Origin of the sequence: Novipirellula artificiosorum (assembly GCF_007860135.1) — a bacterium.
GTDB lineage: Bacteria > Planctomycetota > Planctomycetia > Pirellulales > Pirellulaceae > Novipirellula_A > Novipirellula_A artificiosorum.
On record NZ_SJPV01000023.1, the window covers coordinates 22,283 to 43,285 of the forward strand.

Below are 21,003 nucleotides of genomic sequence, written 5' to 3' on the forward strand. Positions count from 1 at the left end.
AATCCCCTCCAATAAGCCTCATATGATGGACAGGGCTTCCGCTCCGACTTCGCAACGGCAACTCGATCTTCCATCGTCCGATACGACATCGACCGTTTTGCCTACTTCTGAAGCTATAAAATACGTGGAAAAGATTCAACAGCGACGGTTCCATTGGTGTTGGAATCGACGTTTGCTGTTCATCAGCGCGGTGATCATCGTGATCACGGTCGCGGGTTCGGTGGCGTCGTATCTCTATCATTCTAGTCAAACCGCAGAAACCTATCGAGCCCGAGCGGCAGTAGCCGCCGCAGACAACGATTATGCGCTTCAAGCAAAATGGCTTCAGCGTTATTCGCTGGTTCGGCCCGATGATGAACAAGCAATCTTTGAGATGGCTTTGGCGGCGGATCATGCCGCCGATGCAGCTCCGATCGACCAGCGCTATCAGACAACCGAGCAAGCCCGGAAGCTGCTGAGTTCATCCATCGCGTTGCTGAAGCGTGACGATGCGGAAAAGCAAAACGACCTACGTCGGCGTTTGATCAAGCGATTGCTCTCCCTGGGCAACGCTTGGCTAGCCGAAGCGGAACGCCAAGTGATCCAGCTTGGTGCCGATGCCAATGACGCGGATGCCAACAAGTGGATGGCCACCGCTCGAATCGGTCAATGGACCAGTGCAGATGAAAACTTGCGATCGCCCGGGAAATTCGATTCCGGCGAGGACTATTGGAATTGGCTCGCCTACCAAAAACCAGGCGAAGCCCTGATCATCGCGGCAAACCAAAACCCTGCGGATGTCGAGTTGATCGCGAGTTTGGTCGAAGCGACCGAGATGTCGCTGGATGCTTTTGAACTCAAAGGCCAATCGCAACAAGAACGTCGGCGATCGGTTGAGCGGCGAATAGAGCCGTTCGTGGCTCGGCTTGCCGACAACACCGACAGTCGATCTCAATGGGTCCGATATCGCTTCCTCGCGGGCTGTGGTGAACCCGAAAAAGCAAAATCGATCCTTTACCAAACGGCGGATGAGGCAGCGGCACGATTAGCGAGAGGCAGCGTCTCGATAGACCAGACGGATCAGCAGCAAGAGATTGAATATTGGGATTTTGTGCTGTTGTCCGAAGCCGCTCGATTGGCCACGGCGTCCGACCCCGAATTGGCTCGCGATTACTATGACCAATTGACCGCATCGGAGGTGCCTTCGTCTCCTCGTTTGCTTCGTGAAAACGTTTTCTTGCTGTCCGGGCAATTGGCTCTGAGGGACGGTAATCGCGAAGCAGCCTTGGAAACGTGGTTGCGAGGCGTCAAAGAGGTGAATTCAAGCAGCCTTTCGCTGTTGGGCATGATCGCCCAGCAACGCGGCTACGATGCGATGCGGGCAGGTGCCGCGAATCAGTCGGCCGACTCGCCTTTCGATGCAAATGCCAATGCGATTCCAGCCCCCCCCCAAACGATTCGCGAAGCACGCGCTGCATTGAAACAATTCAGCGGAGCGATTGAATCAGTCTCGAAATCGTTGCTAAATGCGTCCGAGTACCAACTGACTCGCCAAGCGCGCTTGACGCTGGGTCGCGAACTCGAAACGGCTCGTTGGCGAAAACTGGTCCTCGAAGGCTCGTTGGACCTTCTGGAAAACAAAACGGCTGATGCCATCGTGAATTTCGGCGATGCATTGACGGCCCCTGCCGAGGTGCAAGTTCAGGAACGTTTGTTGGTCGCGCAGCAATTGGCAGCACTTTACCAAAACCAGGGTTATTGGGATCAAGCGGCGATCGTTTTGGAAAGTGCAACTCAGTGGGCCCCTGAGAACATCCCGTTAAGAGCCCAAGCAGCCGAAGCGTGGACGCGAGCAGGTAACAAAGCCCAGGCATTATCGCATTGGCGGGTGGCGGGCAATTCCGATTCGCTTCCACTTCAAGTTGCCGCGATCACCGCGCAACTGAACCAACAATTGCAGTTGCCAGCTTCACAAAGGGATCTCAGCGGGATTCGCGCTTTGATTCGTCGTGCCCGAAAACAGTACGATGACGGCGTCGAGAATGAGGAAAGTGCACAGGCAACCTCGTGGTCCCCAGTGAATCCCCAGCAACGAGCGGAGGTTGCGGCGTTGCATCAGTTGAAAATGGTCGAGATTTTGCTCCCGCCCCCTGGCGTCGAGACTCAAGATCATTTGCGTTCCGATCCGATGGCGAACGCCACGGTCGAATTGGCCGAGCAATACCCCGATGATCCTGCAATCCAAGCCTTTGCCGCGGAGCGTTTGGCGGGCTGTGGCCGGAAAGATGCATCCGACGCGGCGCTTCTGCGACTCGAATCGTCCGTTGGAAAAGACAGTCTAGCGTTCGCCAGAGTTCAGGCTCGAGCACAAGCCGGCGCCGGTCAGCCGGCTGAGGCAGCGCGGCGGTTGCTGCAGCACGCCGAATCGCTCGAAACTGCACGCCAAACGGAGAGGGCGGAATGTCTGACGTTTGCATCCTCGCTGGCGTTACAAGGAAATGATGCCGAGCTGGCCTATCAGATGCTGCTGAAGATCCCTGATGCTCAGCGTTCCGTTAGCACGCTTGTTTCGCTTGCACAGCTGGCGTTGGGTTTGACCGCCGATTCGCCCTCTCTACAGCAAGACGGACAATCACTCACAAACAACGAATTGTCTCGGCAGTGGCAGGTCGAGCTGCGTGCCAAGGAAGGTGAATCAGGGACAAGTTGGCGTTCACTGGCCATCACCGCGTTGATTGATGAAATGCGTCGTAGCCGAAGCAAGATAGAACGAAGCGATCCACGGCTTCGCCAAGCCAGAACCTTGTTAGCGGAACTGTTGGCCTTGAGGCCTAAATGGGGTGAAGCCATCGCCCTGGATGGTTGGTTGTTGGCGATCGAAGGCAAACCGCAGCAGGCCGTGGATCAGCTTCGCCGCGGGATTGAGGCGGGGGACCGCCGCATGCAGACTCGACTGCGGTTGTGGGAACAATTGGTTCTACTTGGACGAGAAAACGAAGTCGAAAACGAAATCGAGATAGCCGCGTCGGCGACGGGAAAACCGTTGGACCAATACGGCACCGCCCGAATTCGATTGGCGCAACGTCAAGGTGAATTCGACCGCAGTGTCGAAGTGGCTCGGCAAGCTGTCAAGGAACGTCCCAGTGATTACGTCAGCCAGCTTGTGTTGGCTCGCGCCGCGGTGGTCGCGGCGGCTCAGTCCGCGCTGCCCGAATCACGCCGCGAACTGCTCGACGAAGCGAAAACGGCGATCGAAAAAGCAATGGGGATCGAGGGTGCCGATGCTGCGTCGATTGCATCGGCGAAGCTCGCGGTCGCCTTGGTAACCAAGGACGAGCAAGTCATCCGCGGTGAAATTGAGAAGATTCGCAGCAGCGACTTGGCCGAATTCGATTCGCTGCGGTTGATGAGTCAAGCCTATGTTGCGATCGGCGATTTCGAGGCGGCATTGCCGTTGGCGAAACGCGCCGACGAGATTCAGCCCTCCCGACAAACTCAATTGGTTCTGGCGGCGTTGTACAAACAATTGAAACGTAGCGACGATGAAGTTGCGGCGCTTCGGCTGGCTCAGAAGCGAGATCCCGACAACCCGCAGCTGCGAAATCAGTTGGCTCAAGCATTGGCCGCTCGCGATGGCAAGAACACCGATTGGTCGGAATTACGAGAGCTGCTTCAGGGAGCGGATCGAACCACGCTATCCAATCGTTTTTACTATGCGATTCTGCTCAGTGCCCATGGCGAAAAGACAGAACAAGACGAAGCGATCGAGATCCTGCGGGAATTGGTTCAAGAAAAAAATTCGCTTAGCGAAGATGCAACTCGCGTCCTTGCCGCGGCACTCCGTCGACAGATCGAAGACAGCAAAACGTCAAATCAACAATCGGCTCAGGCCGCGACCCCGCAGCGAACTCGCGAATTGACTCGGCTCGACAGCGAAGTACGGGCACTCTTCGATTCGCTGCTGCAAAAGAGCCCTCCCCAGTTGGTCGACGTCTACCGCTACGCTGATTTTCTGCTGGTTCTAGGGGTTGAGAAGGACTTGCCTAAAATCAAGCAATTGCTTCAGAGCCTGCGTGATCTGCAGCCTGGATCGCTGGCGACGATGGAAATCGGGGTTCGGTACGCCGATCGTTTGGGCGAACGAGACACTGCACCCGAGTTGGTCGAGCAGTGGGTCGAGGATGCGGTCGCCGATGGCACGGCCACGGCTAACCAAGCGCCACTGGTCGCAGCCAGTTCACTGATCCAATTGGGGTTCAACGACGAAGCACTGCAGTGGCTTAAGAAAGCTTATGAATTAAATCCGGACGCTTTGGCAACGTATGTTGTCACTCTGGGAAAAGCCGGACGGGTGGAAGAGGCGTTGGCCGTTTGCTGTGACCACCACACCAAGCACGAAGATGAAACGTCCGCGATCCTGTTAGCGGAATTGCTGGCCACGAAAACCCCTTCGGAAATGAATCCACAGCACCTGGAATTGGTGGATCAAGCAGTCCAAAGATTTGACCGTAGTGCGGCGCTACTGGAGAGCGTTGCGACGCTGCGGATGCAACAACAAGACTTTCCCGCCGCGATTGAGCTTTACCAAAAAACCGAACTGCTCGATCCATTGCGAGTTCGAACGCTCAATAATCTGGCCATGGTTCTTTCGCAAGTCCCCGGCCGCGCAGCCGAAGGGATCGAACCGATCCAGCGAGCGATCAACCTTGCCGGCGAGGTGCCCGAATTGCTCGATACCAAAGGTGTCGTGCTGATGAAAGCCGGTCAGCTCAAAGAAGCCGAGCGTGCGTTTCGCAATGCGATGCAAGATTCCGAGGAACCTCGCTATCGATTCCATTTGGTGATGGTGCTATTGGCACAAGGGAATCAAGACACAGCCATTCAGCAGTGGAATCAAATCGACTTAGAGAAACTAAACCCCAGCGGACTGACCGCCGAGGAACGAGAAACCCTCGCAGAGATGAAGAAATCATTTGGCACGTAGCCCGTAGGCTGGAACAAACCGACGCCCCAAACAACCGATCACGAAACCATTTTCTTACTTCCCAAAACAACCAACAACCGGAAACCCAACGAAGCGTCGGCGCCGTTCCGGCTTAAAGAGCCAAGCCGACTCCAACTCATTTATGCCGGGACATCACCGCTAACGCGGCTTGTCCCAGCCTACAACTACAATAATCACCAAACTGTCCGCCCCGTTTCTCGCGACCACGAACAAACCTTTCGAGATAAATCGTTGAACCAAACTGAATCACAATCGAAACAGGCTGGGGAACCCGCATCCAATACTGGGTCGCCACGCAATCGACGGTTGCCACTGGTGATCGTGATCGTTGCCGTCCTGGCTTCCGCAATCATGCATGGGTTGCTCGATGGGCGATGGTCGGTCGCGACTGATTTGATTCAACAAGGAAAACGACTCGAACAATTGCCCCAGCGTTGTGGCAATTGGATCCTGCTAACCGAAAGTGAATTGGACGAAAGCGCCGCCAGATTACTGCGGTGCTACGGGTCGGCGGTTCGTGTCTACCAAAACGAAATCACTCAAGCAACCGTCACCGTGGCAGTGCTGTTCGGGCCACGGGGTCCAATTGCCGTTCATACGCCTGAGATTTGCTACAGCTCCATTGGGACCGAACAACTTGGAGAACGAACCAAGGAAACGCTGAAAACAGCCAACGGCGATCAGAGCTTGTGGTCCGTTCAATTTGCTGACGAGTCTTCGACCGAGCCGACCCTCAGCGTCTGGTACGCATGGAGCGACGGTGGTCCTTGGGTCGCAACCGATAATCCTCGTTATTGGATGACCGAAAACCTGTACAAGATCCAAGTGGCCAGCCCGATCAATCCGGTGACTGACGACCAGTGTGAGGATTTCTTGAAACAACTCTTGCCCCAGCTCGACCCACTGCTGGGCCATACATAAACCGCTCAATATGACTAGCCCTTTTTATCTGAACAGTTATACTTGTCTTTCGGAACCATTGGGGTTTCGGAACAAATGGATTTTGAATTGACATCGACGAGACACCTTCATGAGTTGCTCCAATAGAACGAAATCGACAACGGTTGAGTGCTGCAAGGCATCCATCAACGTCGAATCCGAATCGCCAAGGATCCGAAGACGGTTCTTCCATCTTAAGTACCTTTTTGACCGCGTTGCCGGTTGGGTCTTGTTGGTGGCGTTTTCTCCACTGACGCTGTTGCTGTGGATGATCGTGAAATTGACTTCGCCCGGTCCCGGTTTTTACAAGCAAGAACGGGTGGGGTTGAATGGCGAAACATTTGACATTTTCAAACTTCGCTCGATGAACGTCGATGCCGAAAAATCGGGGAAAGCGATTTGGGCGAAAAAGGGGGATCCTCGAACAACGCCCGTTGGCCGCACCCTGCGAAAACTTCACCTCGACGAGATTCCTCAGTTGTTTAACGTCGCTCGCGGTGAAATGTCGTTTGTGGGCCCACGGCCCGAACGACCCTCCATTTGTGAGACGTTGGCCGAGGAAATCGATGGCTACTACGATCGGACCCACGTCAAGCCGGGAATCACCGGTTTGTCGCAAATCAATTTGCCGCCCGACGAAAAAATCGAGGATGTGCGTCGCAAACAAGTCTTGGATCTTTGCTATATCGGCGAAACCAACGTTTGGCTGGAATTACGGATTTTGATCGCCACCGCGCTGCGCATTGTGGGGGTCAAGGGTGAGACGGTGATGCGGTGGATGCGGTTATGCCGCCGAGACCTGCTGGTTCAACAAGGCCTCGCTCAAGCTCACCCGACCCCGCACGCAAACCGCAAAAAGCTCCCGAATGTCCCCCGTCCCTCGCGCGCCGCAAAACAGGTACCGGTCGCAGTCGGTGTGCTCAATGAAGACTCGCCCGCTGAATTGAATACCGATTCGTTTGCGCCCCCGCATCATCCGCGTTAACGGTCGTTCCAGCCTACGTCAACACCTTCAATCCGAAAGAAATCACTCGCTGACATGAGCGCCGACGACTGCTGTCCGATCTCGCAGATCCCCAATGCGCTCACGGTCGATGTGGAAGACTACTTTCACGTCTCGGCGTTCGCTGATCGTGTTTGTCGTCATGATTGGGACCGCTATGAATGTCGAGTGGAAACCAGCACCGATCGGTTGCTTTCGCTGTTCGATGCCGAACAAGTGCGGGGCACCTTCTTTGTCCTCGGCTGGGTGGCCGAGCGGTATCCGGCGCTGATCCGACGGATTGCCGATGCCGGTCACGAAATCGCCTCGCATGGCTATTGGCACCAACTCGTTTACGACCTGACACCCGAAGCGTTCGCTAAAGACATTGCCGACAGCAAAGAGGCGATCGCGGACGCCTGCGGCGTCGTTGTCACAGCCTACCGAGCCCCCAGTTTTTCGATCACCGAAAAATCACTGTGGGCGTTGGATATCCTGGCCGAACACGGCTTCGAGACCGATTCCAGCATCTTTCCCATCAGCGGCCACGACCGCTACGGAATGGCAACGGCCCAAAAAGAGATCCATGAAATCCAAACCGAACATGGACCCATCCGTGAATTCCCTCCATCCGCATGGTCGACCGGGCGAGTACACGTTCCCGTCGGCGGAGGCTACTTTCGGCTGTTTCCGCTCCGATTGACCTCGCAAGCAATCAACGCAGTCCGCCGCGAAGGCCGGCCAGCGATGTTTTACACCCATCCATGGGAAATCGATGCGGACCAGCCACGAATCAAACAGATCAACAAGAGAAGCCGATTTCGGCACTACGTCGGCTTGAAGCGCACCGAAAATCGTCTCCGTCGGCTTTGCAGCACCCACCGTTTCGGCCCCATGGCCGCAGTCATCGAATCGGTAACGAGCCACGAAGTAAATAGGCCGGAACGACCACCGGCAGCCCCAGCACCGGAAAAACCACATGAAAGCATTCTCTAGTCCCCAACGTCGAAGGCGTCACCGTAGGCTGGAACGACCACCGGGAGTTCCGGCACCGAACAAGCACACAACCAACCACGAGTCGCTGACGCCGAAAGCATTCCCGTAGGCTGGAACGACCACAGAAACAATCCACTAGCTGAACAGCGTCATTTTATGAGCGGCAAGGCGCTAGCCGCCGGTAAACGGTAAATCGCCCACGAAGTGCCGCCGTCCGACCACGAGTCCCTAACTCCAAAAGCATCGCAGTACGCAAAAACGACCACCGGGAGTTCCGGCACCAAGCAACCGCAACCGAACAACCAACCACGAGTCCCTGACGCCGAAAGCATTCCCGTAGGCTGGAACAACCAACGGCAGTTCCGGCACCGAACAACAACCACGAGTCGCTGACGCCGAAAGCATTCCCGTAGGCTGGAACAACCAACGGCAGTTCCGGCAATGAACAACCGCAACCACACAACCATGAGCCGCTGACGCCGACGGCGTCACAGCAGGTAGCCGGCGGTCGAGCGCAAGCGAACACCGCCGGATCGCATCCAAACCGATCGATTCGACCCCGAAGGGCGTCGCAGCGCCCCGGCCCGATGAACCGCGGCACAGAGGCGGCAGCCCGCCAAACGATTTCAATTGAAACAACGCCCCGATTCACGCACCCAACTGACGAATCATCCGGGCGAGAATAAACAACAAACGGCATCAGCCGTACAATCCCCCCTTTAGCGGTGGATTGAGCACCAAAGAAAACGAAAAAAGTGCGGAAACCTTCCGTACAGTAGAACACCAATTAGTCTGTGACTTTTGAATTTAAGGGTAGCGGAACTCGTCAAGAGTTTCGGCCTGTTGTAACGATCCAGGGTGCCACCCAAGTGGACGAAGTCTGCGCCGACGGAAGCCAAGCCCCGATTCGTTCATGCAAATTTGAGTTCAGGGCAGCGGAACTCGCAGAGAGTTCCCCCACATCACTTATGCCCGCGTTTTGAGTATAAGAGTACGTCAGGCTTTCTTGCCTGACAGTCAGCCTAGAAAGGCTAACGTACTTTGCGACAACCAATGTAGAACAGCGTCCCACTTCAGGGTCGTGCACTTATTGGATCGTTGTTCATTGAGTAGCTACGGTACCATTACCTCTACTTTGGAAGAGGTCAGCGCCTAACCTGGATTATTCATCCGCCTTTGCTGGAGTTCAGGCTTTAGCCGCTGTTGCTCGCAAATCCAGTCTGCAAATCGCCTAAAGGCTACGACTCCAACGTTCCCAGAATAGGTAATTGGGCAAGTTACCCGGGATTTAATTGTCATTTTGCATTTTGCAATTCCCATTTTTTTAAGTCTCCCCATGGCCACCGAAATCGCGTATCGCACCAGCCCCGCTGAATTTCCATAAGCCCACAACGAGCACCTCGCTTTGCACTTTCCTCGCCTGTTGATGCTAACGCATCGATTCGTTTATCCGCCCAACCGGGGTGACCGAATCCGATCCTACAACTTGCTGCGGGTGCTTAGCGACCATTATCGCATCACGCTTGCCTGTACGGCGGACGAACCCGTTTCAACAGCGGATCGTTCACATGTCGACACATTTTGTGAATCCGTCATCGTCGCTCCACTCAGCCGTGGCGGGCGTTTGCTGGCTGCGGCGACCTCGGCGGGGCGCGGTTGCAGCCTAACCGCCGGTATGTTCCATCATTCAGGCCTACAAAAATCCATTGAATCCGAGCAGCGATCAAACCCGTTTGACGCTGTACTGGTATTCTGCAGCAGCATGTTCCCGTATGTCGACAACCCATTATTCAAAGACACTCGGATGATTGTCGACTTGGTAGACGTCGACAGTGCCAAGTGGTCACAGATGGGCCAAGAATCCACATGGATCAAACGTCCCATCTACCGCTTCGAAGCGAACCGAGTCCGCCAATTAGAGCAGCGGATCGCTGATCGTGCCGACGCAGTCGTGTTAGTCAGTGACAGAGAAGCCGACCTATTCCGTCGCTGTGTCAACACAAACACCCCCATCATCGGCGTATCCAACGGAGTCGACACCGACTTTTTCGTTCCGCGTCATCCGAATGCGGCTGATCCGAAACGAAAAAGAAGTGTGAAGAGTGAGGTAAAAAGTGTGAAACCGGAACAGTCCTGTTCTTCCTTCACTCTTCACTCTTCACCTTTCAAACTTCTTTTCACTGGCGTCCTCGATTACGCTCCGAACGTTGAAGGCATCGATTGGTTCTGCCGCCAAGTGCTCCCCACCCTAAACGCATCCCCCACTTCGTCAGAGCAAGTTGGAGTTCAGGCTTCAGCCGCCCAAGAGCAAGCTGCTACCCAGGCGTCAGCCGCCCAAGAGCAAGCTGCTACCCAGGCGTCAGCCGCCCAAGAGCAAGCTGCTACCCAGCCTTCAGCTGTCCCGCTCACTCCCTCACTCCCTCATTCCACCACTCCCCATCTCCCCTTTACCCTTACCATCGTCGGTCGCCGTCCCAATGCAAAAGTCCAAGACTTAGCCACGCTGCCCGGAGTCAACCTGGTAGGCGAAGTCCCCGACGTCCGGCCTTATCTTCACGGTGCGGACATCGCGATCTCCCCGTTGAAGTTGGCCAGAGGAATCCAAAACAAGGTGCTGGAGGCGATGGCATCGGAGTTGCCCGTCGTCTTGACGACGCAGTCCGCCGAAGGGATCGATGCCATCTCAAGCCAACACTTCGTGATCGCCAACACCGTTGACCAGTGGCACACGGCAATCACAGAATTAGCGAACAACAAAGATGTCCGAACAAGAATGGCCCAAGCCGCCCGAGACCTCGTCGTGAATGAGTATTCCTGGCCCGCCCGATTAAGTGAATTCGTTAAGTTATTATCCAAGTAGGCTGGACCGACCAACGGGAGTTCCGGCATCACGATAGTCGCTGATCGCTCCGCCGATCAGTTGCTTTTTGTCAACGTCGCGATCAAACCTACTACTGGATTACGCAATCGCGAAAACGATGGACCGGCGGAGCGATCCACGACTAAATTGCCAAACTCGTGAACGTTCACGTTCCGGCATCGCGATAGTTGCTGATCGCTCCGCTGATCAGTTACTTTTTTGTCAACGTCGCGATCAAACCTACTACTGGATTACGCAATCGCGAAAACGATGGATCGGCGGAGCGATCCACGACTAAATAATTAGACTCATGAACGGTTTCGTTCCGGCATCACGCACGCAGCCAATCGCTCACCCGCACAGACATGCCGGGACTCGCAAAGCCTCGTCCCAGCCTACATTACTCTGTTAGCACCACCCGTAGCGGAAGTCGCAGAGACTTTCGTTTCCCAAGCAGCACACTTCCCACAATAACCCCTCGAAAATCTCTGCGATTTCCGCTACGTATGCGACACGAATCTAAGAAGAAACATGACTAGCGTTCTCGATACAACTCCGTCCGTCACCCGCGATGCGACTCCACGACAAAACGCCGTCAATGACACGTTCGCGCCAGAGCATATCACGATCATCGAACGGCGAAGTGGGTGGCACTTGCTCGACTGGAAAGAACTGGTTGCCTACCGCGACCTATTCCGCTTTCTGATTTGGCGTGAGATCAAAGTACGCTATGCGCAAAGCGCGATTGGGATCGGCTGGGCCATCATACAACCCCTCTTTTCCATGTTGGTCTTCACCATCGTGTTTGGACGGTTGGCCAAAGTTGAAAGTGACGGGGTGCCGTATGCGTTATTCAGTTTCGCGGCTCTGGTGCCCTGGACCTACTTTTCCAACGCGGTCACTGACGGTGTAAACGCGCTCGTCAGTGAAGCCAACATGCTACGGAAGATCTATTTTCCGCGGATCCTGATGCCATTATCGGCCGTCGCAGCGAAGCTAGTCGACTTCACAATCGCGATGTGCATGTTGGCGATCTTGATGATCTTCTATCGCCACGCACCGAGTCTTGGAATCCTAGCATTGCCGCTGCTGGTTGCGTTAATGATGTTGACGGCTAGTGCCATCAGTCTGTGGTTAACGGCTTTGGCAGTACAGTATCGTGACGTGAAGCATGCGATGGGATTTATGGTTCAATTAGCGATGTACGGATCGCCTGTGGTCTACGCCACCAGTTTGATCCCGGAACAATATCGGCTGCTCTATGCGATCAACCCAATGGTCGGAGTGATCGAGGGATTCCGCAGTGCGCTATTAGGAACCCAGCCGATGCCTTGGGATTTGATCGCTGTAGGAATACTCAGTGCCAGCGTCTTGTTCATCACCGGCCTAGCCTTCTTCCGAAGCAAAGAAAGAACCTTTGCGGATGTAGCTTGAGAGCGGCTAGAAACTAGAAACTAGAAACTAGAAACTAGAAACTAGAAACTAGAAACTAGAAACTAGAAACTAGAAACTAGCGGCTAGTGACTAGAATAAATGAGCTATGAAGACTTGGATGTTTGGAAGCGTTCGGCGAGGTAGTTCGGTGACGTTGTATCAAGAAACGAAGGAATTGTGAGACTTCGGTTTTCACGAACAGTTAACACGAAGCGGACTATCGATTCCGTCAAACATTGCCGAAGGTTACGAGCGAGATAGCGATGCCGAGATCGCTCGCTCCTTAACGATCGCCAAAGGCTCTGCCGGCGAGCTACGAACCCAAATCCTGATCGGCATCAAAGCGGATTTTTTGCAACGTACGCCAGCAACGCAATGGGCAGACGAAGCCCAACAAATCAGCGAAATGCTAGCCGCCCTAATCCGACATCACCGTAAAAAACTAGCTCCTAGCTCCTAGCTCCTAGCCACTACCCACGAAAAATAATGTCCGCTGTCATCTCTGTTGAAAATCTATCCAAAGCGTACCGTATCGGTACGAGGGAAGAAGTTCCCGACACACTTGTTGGTGCCGCCAAGGGCATTCTACGTGCACCACTAAGGAATCTTCGTAATCTTAAACGGTTGGACACCAACCGGCATCAAGAAGAGGAAGACACGTTGTGGGCATTGAAAGACGTTTCATTTGAGGTCAATGAAGGAGATGTTGTCGGAATCATAGGACGCAACGGGGCGGGCAAAAGCACACTCCTAAAAATCCTCAGTCGGATTACAGAACCCACCAGCGGCCGAGCGGTGATCGGAGGTCGGGTCAGCAGTTTGCTGGAAGTCGGCACCGGATTTCATCCTGAATTAAGCGGCCGTGACAACATCTACATGAACGGCACGATCTTGGGAATGACCAAACGTGAGATCGATAGCAAGTTCGATGAGATCGTCGATTTTAGCGGTGTCGAGAGGTTCTTGGACACGCCAACGAAACGATATAGTTCAGGAATGCAGGTCCGCCTAGCATTTGCCGTCGCCGCACACTTAGAACCCGAGATTCTGATCATTGATGAGGTGCTTGCAGTTGGCGACGCAGAGTTTCAATCACGATGCCTTGGGAAGATGCGTGAGGTAGCAGGAAGCGGTCGTACTGTCCTATTCGTCAGCCACAACCTTGGAGCGATACAAAGCCTTTGTGCTTTAGCAATGGTGATGGAAGCTGGAGCCAATTCGCCATGGCAGTCGGCAGACGATGCCATCGCAATGCATTTGAGCAGCAATCATGAACCGGATTCCGGTCTAAGGATTGCTGCAGTCCATCGTCAAGGACGTGCAATTCAGCAAGTTAGATTATTGTGCAGTGGAATTCCGACGCACCGAATCCCATGCGGATCTCAAGTCGAATTGGAAATTGTCCTTGGTGATGCAAATGTCGGGCGTTTCCATTGCGGGATTGTAATAAGCAACTCAAACGGTCAACGAGTGGTTGTTTTCCACACAAGTTACCATGGCGGGATTTCATTGACCAATCAGTCGGGCCAGGTTGTAAAATGCAATATACCTCACTTGCCTTTAGTTCCGGGGCGTTATCGCATCGATGTGATCCTTGGTGATGGTGGAACAACCATTGATGAAGCTTTGGCTTGTATTCATTTTGAATCTGTTTTTCAAGATCTTCTTGGCACAGGGCAATTACCAAACGAGCGTCAAGGTTATGTGGTTTTACCATGTTTCTGGGAGGCGGTCAGGTGAGGTCAACTCGCCAGCTGCAGCGTCTGGTTGATCACTTCCGGTTGGCTCGATTCCGAAAGTCTCAGTTGCGTGTGGGCACAACGATTGATTCCGGCGTTTCAATTTTTGGTATCACAGGATTGAAACTAGGTAAAGAGTGTGTAATTGGACCGAATGTTACTCTTGCGGCATCTCATCTTCAAAGTTTTTGTCGGCTGGAAACTGAACCATCCGGATCAATTACCATAGGAGACAGGACAGTTGTACATCGAGGCGTAATAATTGCCACATACGGAGGTGAGATCGCAATTGGAAATGACGTCTCTGTGAATCCGTACACAATACTATACGGGCATGGTGGTCTAACGATTGGGTCTGGTACCCGTATTGCCGCTCATTGCACTGTCATTCCTGCGAATCACCGATTCGAAGATAGCAAGCTTCCAATCTATAAGCAGGGATTAACAACGTCTGGTATTACAATCGGGTGCAACGTTTGGGTTGCGGCGAATGTTACCATCACAGATGGAGTTGAAATTGGCGATGGCGCGGTAATTGCTGCAGGAGCCGTAGTTACACGGAATGTTGGGTCTAATCAAGTGGTTGGCGGTGTGCCAGCCCAGCTTATCAAACGTCGGAGCAACTCCTCAAGCAACCGTTCGACCAAATGATTGATGAACTAAACCGTGTAAGAGAATGTTTTTACTTTAAACGATTGCGCTATAGAGTGGAGCGGATTCTGAGTTGCAGTCTTCCGCCTGATACACGTCGCGCTGAATCAGACTTTGAGCACCTACAGAATAAGCTCAAGCCCTTACCTGAGTACGGATACGATGAAGTTTCGTGCTGGAGGCGAGCTTGTGAGCGTTTCGATCGCCTGCTTTCGTGCGATGGTTTTGATCGTGCTGGAAAACGGCTATTCGATTTGGGTTGTGGTGATGGGATGTTGGGAGTTGTTACGAAGGCCTACGGTCATCAGGTAGTCCTAGCTGATGCTACTGACTGGCGAGATTCGAGGGCCAAAGGAATTCAGTTTCTGTCGATCGACGCTAGCACACCGGTCTGGCCGGTTGAAAATGAAACTTTTGACATGGTGACGTGTTACAACACATTTGAGCACCTGCCAAAGCCTGACATCGCTTTTCAAGAAATGCTGCGCATATGCTCACCAGGCGGATTCGTTGTTGTCGACTTCGGGCCATTGTACTGCTCGCCATGGGGGCTTCATGCACATAGAACGCTGCACATTCCATTTCCTCAATTCCTGTTTGGAGAAGGATTTATTGCTGAAAGGTTGAACGAGCGAGGCATAAAGGATCTTGGTCAAGAGCGTGAAAGCTTGCAATACACAAATAGATGGACACCTGAGCAATTTGAGTCGCTCTGGCGAAATTTTGGCAGCGTGATCGTAGTGGTAGAAAAATGCGTCGAACAGAAACCACTTTTCTTGGAGACAATTGTTGCGTATCCAGAGGCGTTTTATGGGCGAGGTTTGTCGTTAGCCGACGTCGAAACTCAGCATATCAGAGTGGTTTTCCAAAAAAAGTGAATCATTCGAATTTGAACACCACAGCTCCGCTGGGCCAGGGCCAACGCACACTAAACCGTTGGTATTCCAAGGACTTGCGCTAAGTAGTTGATATTCCAGCCGGCTACGCGACGTCGCATTGCTATACTGTACTTGTCGTTCTGCTGCTCTAATAGACTCAAACTAAACCTTTTTAACCAAGCCAAATTGTTCGCCGAAGTCCGATCACGAACACGGTTTTCATCTTCACGAAAAGTTACATCTAAACACCAGTGTAATGTGTTCTCAATCGCCCAGTGCCCTCGAACATTAGCTGCAAACTTTTTGACTCCCATTGGAACCGAGCAGATGTAGTAGCGCACATCGGATGTTGTTTTCCCGGCACTTTCGCTGATCCTGATCGCGACCCCGATTGTCTTCAGTCGCGACCACTTTTCCTTGTTTGCCAAATGGGGAGGAACAGGCATTTGATAATACGTGATCTCGTCTACTCGACCATGTCCTTTGAGTCGTTCGAAATACTTGCGAGCAGGGATGTCGGCAAAGTCGTTTTCCATGTGTTCGATGACGTACTCTTGGACAGCTTGGTGAAGATTTCCCTGATTGCCTTTGAGGGCTAGAACATAGTTGCCTTTTGCTTTAATGATTTGGTCGGCAATCGCTGTTTGGCACCCAGCAGCATCGATCGTTACCACAGAACCTTCAATCTCGATTTGATCAATTAACTCGGGAATCGCCGTGATTTCATTTGTTTTTTCCTCGGTGGCCAGCTGCCCCAAGCTGACTCCAGCGTCTACCGCCCATGCACTCACTAGAAACAACGGCCCGAGTCCTTTACTCCGGTCGTGACTGCGTCGTAACGCCTTTCCATCGATGGCGATCTGCTTTGGATCAGAGCTATCGTCAGTGGGAAGAACACGAACAATCCAAGTTTCAAAACAAGATTGAAAGGCAGTGGGTTTTAATGCTCTTAGCAGCCGGTCGAAGGTATCGTGTGAGGGAATGCCATTGGGTAACGTTAGCTGTTTCTCCAGCCACTCTCGATTGTTCTCGGCCCAAGTGCCGATTGCGGTCGGGCCATCGGCACCTGCAATGACTGCCACGATTGAAATGACGATCAGATCGCCAAGTGGATGTCTTCGATTAATAGGAGAACGAGGATCTTCTAGATCTTTGAATTCTTCAAGAATGGAATCAACATTATCAAACTGGATTTCGGCCACGAAGAGGTTCCTCAGAGATGGTAAATGGCATCGATCGTTAAGCCATTAATCCTCCCAGAAAAGCACGCCGGGCGCAAGTCTCACTATGCTTCGCAGCCTACCTAAAGTGCGCGTTGGCCCTGTCCGCTGGGCTTGCGCTACTTTGGATACGACTCGGAAAGCTACACTGTACCGAATTTGACTCAAGATCAATTGCTTTGCTAAAACCTAGCCAGTTATGTCGCCAATCAAAATGTTCGCAGACACTTGCTCAAATACTCAAATCGTCATCCACAACCAGACAAACTGGATCGAATTATCGGATAGGCACTTGCCTATCCTCTCCAGCGTTTGCATCATCACTGCACCGTTCCGTCGTCCGCGTAAATCAGATTAGTTGAAATTGGATTCTCGTACTTGATTTTAATCGTTCAGCATGTTTGATGGTGATACTACTAACGGTGTTAGATCCGTTACGATCGTTTTGATCAATCACAATGGCGGTGAGTGGCTTAGGAGTTGTTTAAGTTCATTCCGGAAGTCGTTTGAGAACAGCGAACTATACGACTGGGCTGTTGACTTACTTGTTGTTGATAACGCTTCGAGCGATAATTCGATAGAAATCATCCGATCCGAACTCTTAAATGCAAAATTGAAGTGGAAATTGATTTGCGAATCGGAGGCTGGCGTAAACTTTGCCCGCAATAGAGGATTAAGGAATTCCAATTCAGAATATATAATATTCGTCGACAGCGACATTGTTTTTGCTGAAGGATGGATATCAGGTTACCTTCGGGCATTTGATGCAAGACCTTCTTGTTGTATTTTTGCTGGGCGGATCCTTGTGGGGAAAATTGAGTCAAGGCTACCGGCGTGGCTTGATTTGGATGGAACATATTCACGACCCTCTATAGTCGTCAGGTGTGATCTTGGAGCAACGGACTTATTGGTTCCATTCGTAGATATTCAGCGTGGAGGTGGACCAGCTGGGCCTAACATGGCGTTCAGGTCGCAAATTTTTCAAGAACTTGGTGAGTTTGACACGAGTTTTGGTTTGAGGCCAGGGTCACTTGTTCCTGGGGCAGAGGCTGAATTTTTTGACAGAGTTAAGCGAAAGGAACACGTCTTTTGCTACGTAGCAGACGCTTGCGTTTGGCATCCGCTAAAGAAAGACCAAATCAGCAAGAAGTATTTTATCCATCGTCTGGAAGGAACAGGCAGAGTGTTGTCTCGAATCCAGCACAAAGAAGGATTGGTTGCTAAACGAATATTCGGTGTTAAACGCTACCTGTTTCGCCAGATAGTTTTAGAAATAATCCGGTATGTTGGATTTGCTTTGACCGGTAGTGCGAGACAGCGGTTTTATGGAAGGTGCCAAATTTCAATTGTTGCCGGGATGATTAAAGAGGACTATACATTGGCACGCTCTGCTCCGCTCATCGATATGGATGATCAGCGAGGGAACCTCCAAGCAAAGTGAGAACACGCATTGATGATCCAGGCTTTGTCCGAAGACCCTGAACGCAAACGTTTCGTACTGCCTGAAGCAAGTTTGGTTTGGGTGTATCCGGCGTTCCGCCGGTTCGTTCGAGCGGCAGTTGGGATTGATGTAAACAAAAAGCGGCCAACCTGCCATGATTCGGGTATCTCACTATCCGTTTCACAAAGGCAAGGAGGCCGCCATGATGAAAATCGCCGATTCCGTTCAACAATGCAACCCCGAACAGATCCAAGCCAACATGAACTCGATGGTCGAAGAGCTCAAAACCACCGTGCAATCGGCTGCGGCGTCGGCAGACAGCTTTGATAGCGTGGAAAGAAAAGTTTTGCTCAGCGTGCTTCAATTGGGCTACCAAGCTCTTGAACTGCTGCTTTCTCTCCAAGGTGACGGCGATCTTGGTGAGCAGATCGAGACCACCGACGACAAGATCATTAAACGTAGCCAAACCAAATCGATCACCAAACTGCGATCCATTTTCGGCGAGCATTCCTTCGAACAAATCACCTCGCGACGGGCAAGAACAAACCGATCGATCTGCGTCCGATCAGTGCCCGTCTGTCGTTGCCCACTGCCCGCTGGTCGTTTCTGCTGCAAGAGTTCTCCCAGATGCTTGGCGTTGATCAAGCTTACGACCAAGCGATGCAAAACCTCGGCAAGATTCTCGGCAACCACTTCAGCGTCGATACAGCCGAGCGAATCAACGGAAACATGGGACGCAACGCCGGCGAATTTCTTGGTGATCTTCCGCTGCCAGTCGAGGGAAGCGAAGGAAAACTGATGGTCGCCACGGGCGATTGCAAGGGAGTTCCGTTGGTCAAGAACGACAGCCAGAAAGTCGCCGCCTTTGAATCGGCCAAGACCAACCCAGGTAATCGGCGCATGGCGACTGTCGCGAGCGTCTATTCGGTCGATCCACACATCCGCACCGCCGAAGACATTACGGCGGCATTGTTTCGCGATGAACCGGATGAAGATGCGGCAAGGAATCGGTGGTTATCTTGAGAAGAACTCGGATCGAATGCGCTACGACGAGTATCTTCGTCGTGGCTACCCGATCGCTTCGGGTGTCATCGAGGGTACATGTCGTCATCTTGTTAAAGATCGAATGGAACGTAGCGGGATGCGTTGGACACTCGAAGGTGCTCGCTCAATGCTGAATGTCAGGGCGGCCTTTCAAAGCGACCACTGGCGAACCTTCATCGACTGGCATATGCAAAACGAAATCAATCAAGCTCACCCAAATCGAAACCTGATTCAGTACTACACTCCACCAAAGCTCGCATGTTGACCGGCGGAACGCCGGTTACACCCGTTTGGTTTGGCAGTTGGCAGGGCGCCGTCATGTTGACACTTTTATAAGACTTTTTTACACGCGAGCAATTTGGCAGCGTTTTAAAAAAGTTGCCTTCCAGTCAATACCGGTGTTATCTACCTGAGGCGATCTCCTCGTTCGATGTTGGCATAGAATCTACGGTAATCATTTTGGGACCTCTATTTGTCTATACTGCGTTCGTTATCGCCGTTGCTGGGGGTATATTCCGTCCACAGGTTGGAATGTACGGATATGTGTTGTTCGTCGTACTCTGCCCACAGTGGCTGTGGCGGTACACGCTTCCAGACCCGGACTTTGGTTTTCAAAAATATATTGTCGCTGCGACACTTGCGGGTTTTTTGCTGTCCGGAATGCCCGGCAATCGATTTCGTGGAGCTGCCTTGATGGCGGTAGTTGGAGTTGTTATTTTCTGGTCTCTCTGCCTGCTAAGTTCATATGGTTCGATTAAGCCAGATCAGACAGCCTTTTTTATGGATGCTATCTGGAAGGTTGTTGTGATGACAGTTGTGGTCTCGCGGCTCATGGATTCACCAGCGAGATTGAGGGTGGTACTGTGGATCGTCTTGGTTGCTGTTGGATGGAATGCCTGGGAGATAAATAGCGATTATTTTAGCAAGGGATACTCTCTTATTAACCAGAACGGGTGGGCGCTGATGAATGCTAATGGTTATGCCCTTGTGCTGTTGCTCATTTTCACGATGGGAATGGCCACTGCACTGACAGTGGAATCTCGAGTAGCTCGTGGGGTCGCTTTATTAATCGCGGTTTTGTGTATGCATGCGATCTTTATTGTTGAATCGAGGGGTGGGATGCTTGGGGCCATCCTTTCCGTCGTGGTGTTAGTCATGTTCATGCCAAAAACTCGGTTGAACTATGGCATTTTAGGAACGCTTTTTGTTATGGGGATGCTGTTGGCTGGTCCATCTGTTATAAAAGAATTTTCGTCGACGTTTGAGGATGAGCGAGACGTTTCAGCAGAAAGCCGTTTTTACATTTGGTCAGCTGGAATGCGTATCTGTGCCGACTACCCATTGCTCGGATTGGGGCCCTGGGCCGCGGAGTACGCGATGGCCGACTATTATAATTACGAGTTGGATACCGTGGGCCGCAAAGCCCTACACAACCTGCCGCTTGAGGTGGCTACCGGATCGGGGATTCCTTCCTTACTCGGTTATTTGGCCCTGTTTTTTGCACCACTGTGGGCATTGTTTCGCCGTCGTGCCTATCGTTACGAGAAAGTGAGCGATCCCATTCTCGCTACCTGCACCCTAGGACTGCTCGCCGCGATTCCTGCGTATTGGTTTGCCAGCTTGTTCAATAGTGGCGTCCTTGTCGAGGTTCCTTACTTGCTTGCTGCGATAGGGATTGCCACTTTTTGCCTCACCAATGAGGAGGTTGCGTTGAAGCAATTTGATTCGCTTGAGAACTCTGAATCTGCGGTTCTGCAAAATTTGGTATCCTGACCACAATCCTCACACGGTTTACAACAGTCCTTCGGATGTCGGCGTGACGCTTGATCAGTGTG

The 21,003-nt window shown here is 52.4% G+C and carries 15 protein-coding genes; 14 read left to right on the top strand and 1 reads right to left on the bottom strand.

The window, feature by feature from the left end; genetic code table 11:
* Positions 1-124: 124 nt before the first annotated feature.
* From Poly41_RS31595 to Poly41_RS31640, 10 genes are all read left to right on the top strand, one after another.
* Entirely contained in the window at positions 125-4,963 is a 4,839-nt protein-coding gene (locus Poly41_RS31595; RefSeq protein ID WP_197231905.1) for a tetratricopeptide repeat protein, read from the top strand.
* Positions 4,964-5,215: 252 nt separating this feature from the next.
* Positions 5,216-5,905, top strand: a complete 690-nt coding sequence (locus Poly41_RS31600; RefSeq protein ID WP_146531368.1) for an exosortase-associated EpsI family protein — start codon at positions 5,216-5,218, stop codon at positions 5,903-5,905.
* Positions 5,906-6,014: 109 nt separating this feature from the next.
* Entirely contained in the window at positions 6,015-6,908 is an 894-nt protein-coding gene (locus tag Poly41_RS31605; protein WP_146531369.1) for a sugar transferase, read from the top strand.
* A gap of 54 nt (positions 6,909-6,962) precedes the next feature.
* Positions 6,963-7,901, top strand: coding sequence for an XrtA system polysaccharide deacetylase (locus Poly41_RS31610; RefSeq protein WP_146531370.1), 939 nt, complete (start codon positions 6,963-6,965; stop codon positions 7,899-7,901).
* 1,405 nt (positions 7,902-9,306) lie between these two features.
* On the top strand, positions 9,307-10,761 hold the full coding sequence (locus tag Poly41_RS31615; protein ID WP_197231906.1) for a glycosyltransferase: 1,455 nt from the start codon (positions 9,307-9,309) through the stop codon (positions 10,759-10,761).
* A gap of 531 nt (positions 10,762-11,292) precedes the next feature.
* On the top strand, positions 11,293-12,195 hold the full coding sequence (locus tag Poly41_RS31620) for an ABC transporter permease (RefSeq protein WP_146531371.1): 903 nt from the start codon (positions 11,293-11,295) through the stop codon (positions 12,193-12,195).
* Between the two features lie 235 nt (positions 12,196-12,430).
* On the top strand, positions 12,431-12,655 hold the full coding sequence (locus Poly41_RS35295) for a four helix bundle protein (protein ID WP_231616115.1): 225 nt from the start codon (positions 12,431-12,433) through the stop codon (positions 12,653-12,655).
* Positions 12,656-12,681: 26 nt separating this feature from the next.
* The gene (locus Poly41_RS31630) at positions 12,682-13,935 is read left to right on the top strand and encodes an ABC transporter ATP-binding protein (protein WP_197231907.1); all 1,254 of its coding nucleotides are present in this window, start codon (positions 12,682-12,684) and stop codon (positions 13,933-13,935) included.
* Positions 13,911-14,585, top strand: a complete 675-nt coding sequence (locus tag Poly41_RS35875; protein ID WP_146531373.1) for an acyltransferase — start codon at positions 13,911-13,913, stop codon at positions 14,583-14,585. Before Poly41_RS31630 ends, Poly41_RS35875 begins: the two co-directional genes overlap by 25 nt.
* Positions 14,582-15,463: a class I SAM-dependent methyltransferase gene (locus Poly41_RS31640; RefSeq protein ID WP_146531374.1), complete on the top strand. Its 882-nt coding sequence runs from the start codon at positions 14,582-14,584 to the stop codon at positions 15,461-15,463. Before Poly41_RS35875 ends, Poly41_RS31640 begins: the two co-directional genes overlap by 4 nt.
* Before the next feature lie 50 nt (positions 15,464-15,513).
* Here the strand turns inward: Poly41_RS31640 and Poly41_RS31645 are convergent, their stop codons facing one another.
* Complete coding sequence (locus tag Poly41_RS31645) at positions 15,514-16,665, bottom strand: ISAs1 family transposase (protein WP_146531375.1); 1,152 nt, start codon at positions 16,663-16,665, stop codon at positions 15,514-15,516.
* A 415-nt stretch (positions 16,666-17,080) separates the two neighbouring features.
* Between Poly41_RS31645 and Poly41_RS31650 the strand changes: the two genes are divergently transcribed.
* From Poly41_RS31650 to Poly41_RS31665, 4 genes are all read left to right on the top strand, one after another.
* Complete coding sequence (locus Poly41_RS31650; protein ID WP_146531376.1) at positions 17,081-18,124, top strand: glycosyltransferase family 2 protein; 1,044 nt, start codon at positions 17,081-17,083, stop codon at positions 18,122-18,124.
* 627 nt (positions 18,125-18,751) lie between these two features.
* Complete coding sequence (locus tag Poly41_RS31655) at positions 18,752-19,147, top strand: hypothetical protein (RefSeq protein WP_146531377.1); 396 nt, start codon at positions 18,752-18,754, stop codon at positions 19,145-19,147.
* On the top strand, positions 19,113-19,433 hold the full coding sequence (locus Poly41_RS31660) for a hypothetical protein (protein ID WP_146531378.1): 321 nt from the start codon (positions 19,113-19,115) through the stop codon (positions 19,431-19,433). Before Poly41_RS31655 ends, Poly41_RS31660 begins: the two co-directional genes overlap by 35 nt.
* 194 nt (positions 19,434-19,627) lie before the next feature.
* On the top strand, positions 19,628-20,941 hold the full coding sequence (locus tag Poly41_RS31665) for an O-antigen ligase family protein (RefSeq protein WP_146531379.1): 1,314 nt from the start codon (positions 19,628-19,630) through the stop codon (positions 20,939-20,941).
* The last annotated feature ends 62 nt before the right edge of the window (positions 20,942-21,003 follow it).

Coding starts and splice junctions, on each gene's coding strand:
- Poly41_RS31650 (WP_146531376.1), top strand. CDS start 17,081: ATGTTTGATGGTGATACTACTAACGGTGTTAGATCCGTTACGATCGTT.
- Poly41_RS31640 (WP_146531374.1), top strand. CDS start 14,582: ATGATTGATGAACTAAACCGTGTAAGAGAATGTTTTTACTTTAAACGA.
- Poly41_RS31605 (WP_146531369.1), top strand. CDS start 6,015: ATGAGTTGCTCCAATAGAACGAAATCGACAACGGTTGAGTGCTGCAAG.
- Poly41_RS35875 (WP_146531373.1), top strand. CDS start 13,911: ATGTTTCTGGGAGGCGGTCAGGTGAGGTCAACTCGCCAGCTGCAGCGT.
- Poly41_RS31660 (WP_146531378.1), top strand. CDS start 19,113: ATGAAGATGCGGCAAGGAATCGGTGGTTATCTTGAGAAGAACTCGGAT.
- Poly41_RS31630 (WP_197231907.1), top strand. CDS start 12,682: ATGTCCGCTGTCATCTCTGTTGAAAATCTATCCAAAGCGTACCGTATC.
- Poly41_RS31620 (WP_146531371.1), top strand. CDS start 11,293: ATGACTAGCGTTCTCGATACAACTCCGTCCGTCACCCGCGATGCGACT.
- Poly41_RS31610 (WP_146531370.1), top strand. CDS start 6,963: ATGAGCGCCGACGACTGCTGTCCGATCTCGCAGATCCCCAATGCGCTC.
- Poly41_RS31655 (WP_146531377.1), top strand. CDS start 18,752: ATGCTTGGCGTTGATCAAGCTTACGACCAAGCGATGCAAAACCTCGGC.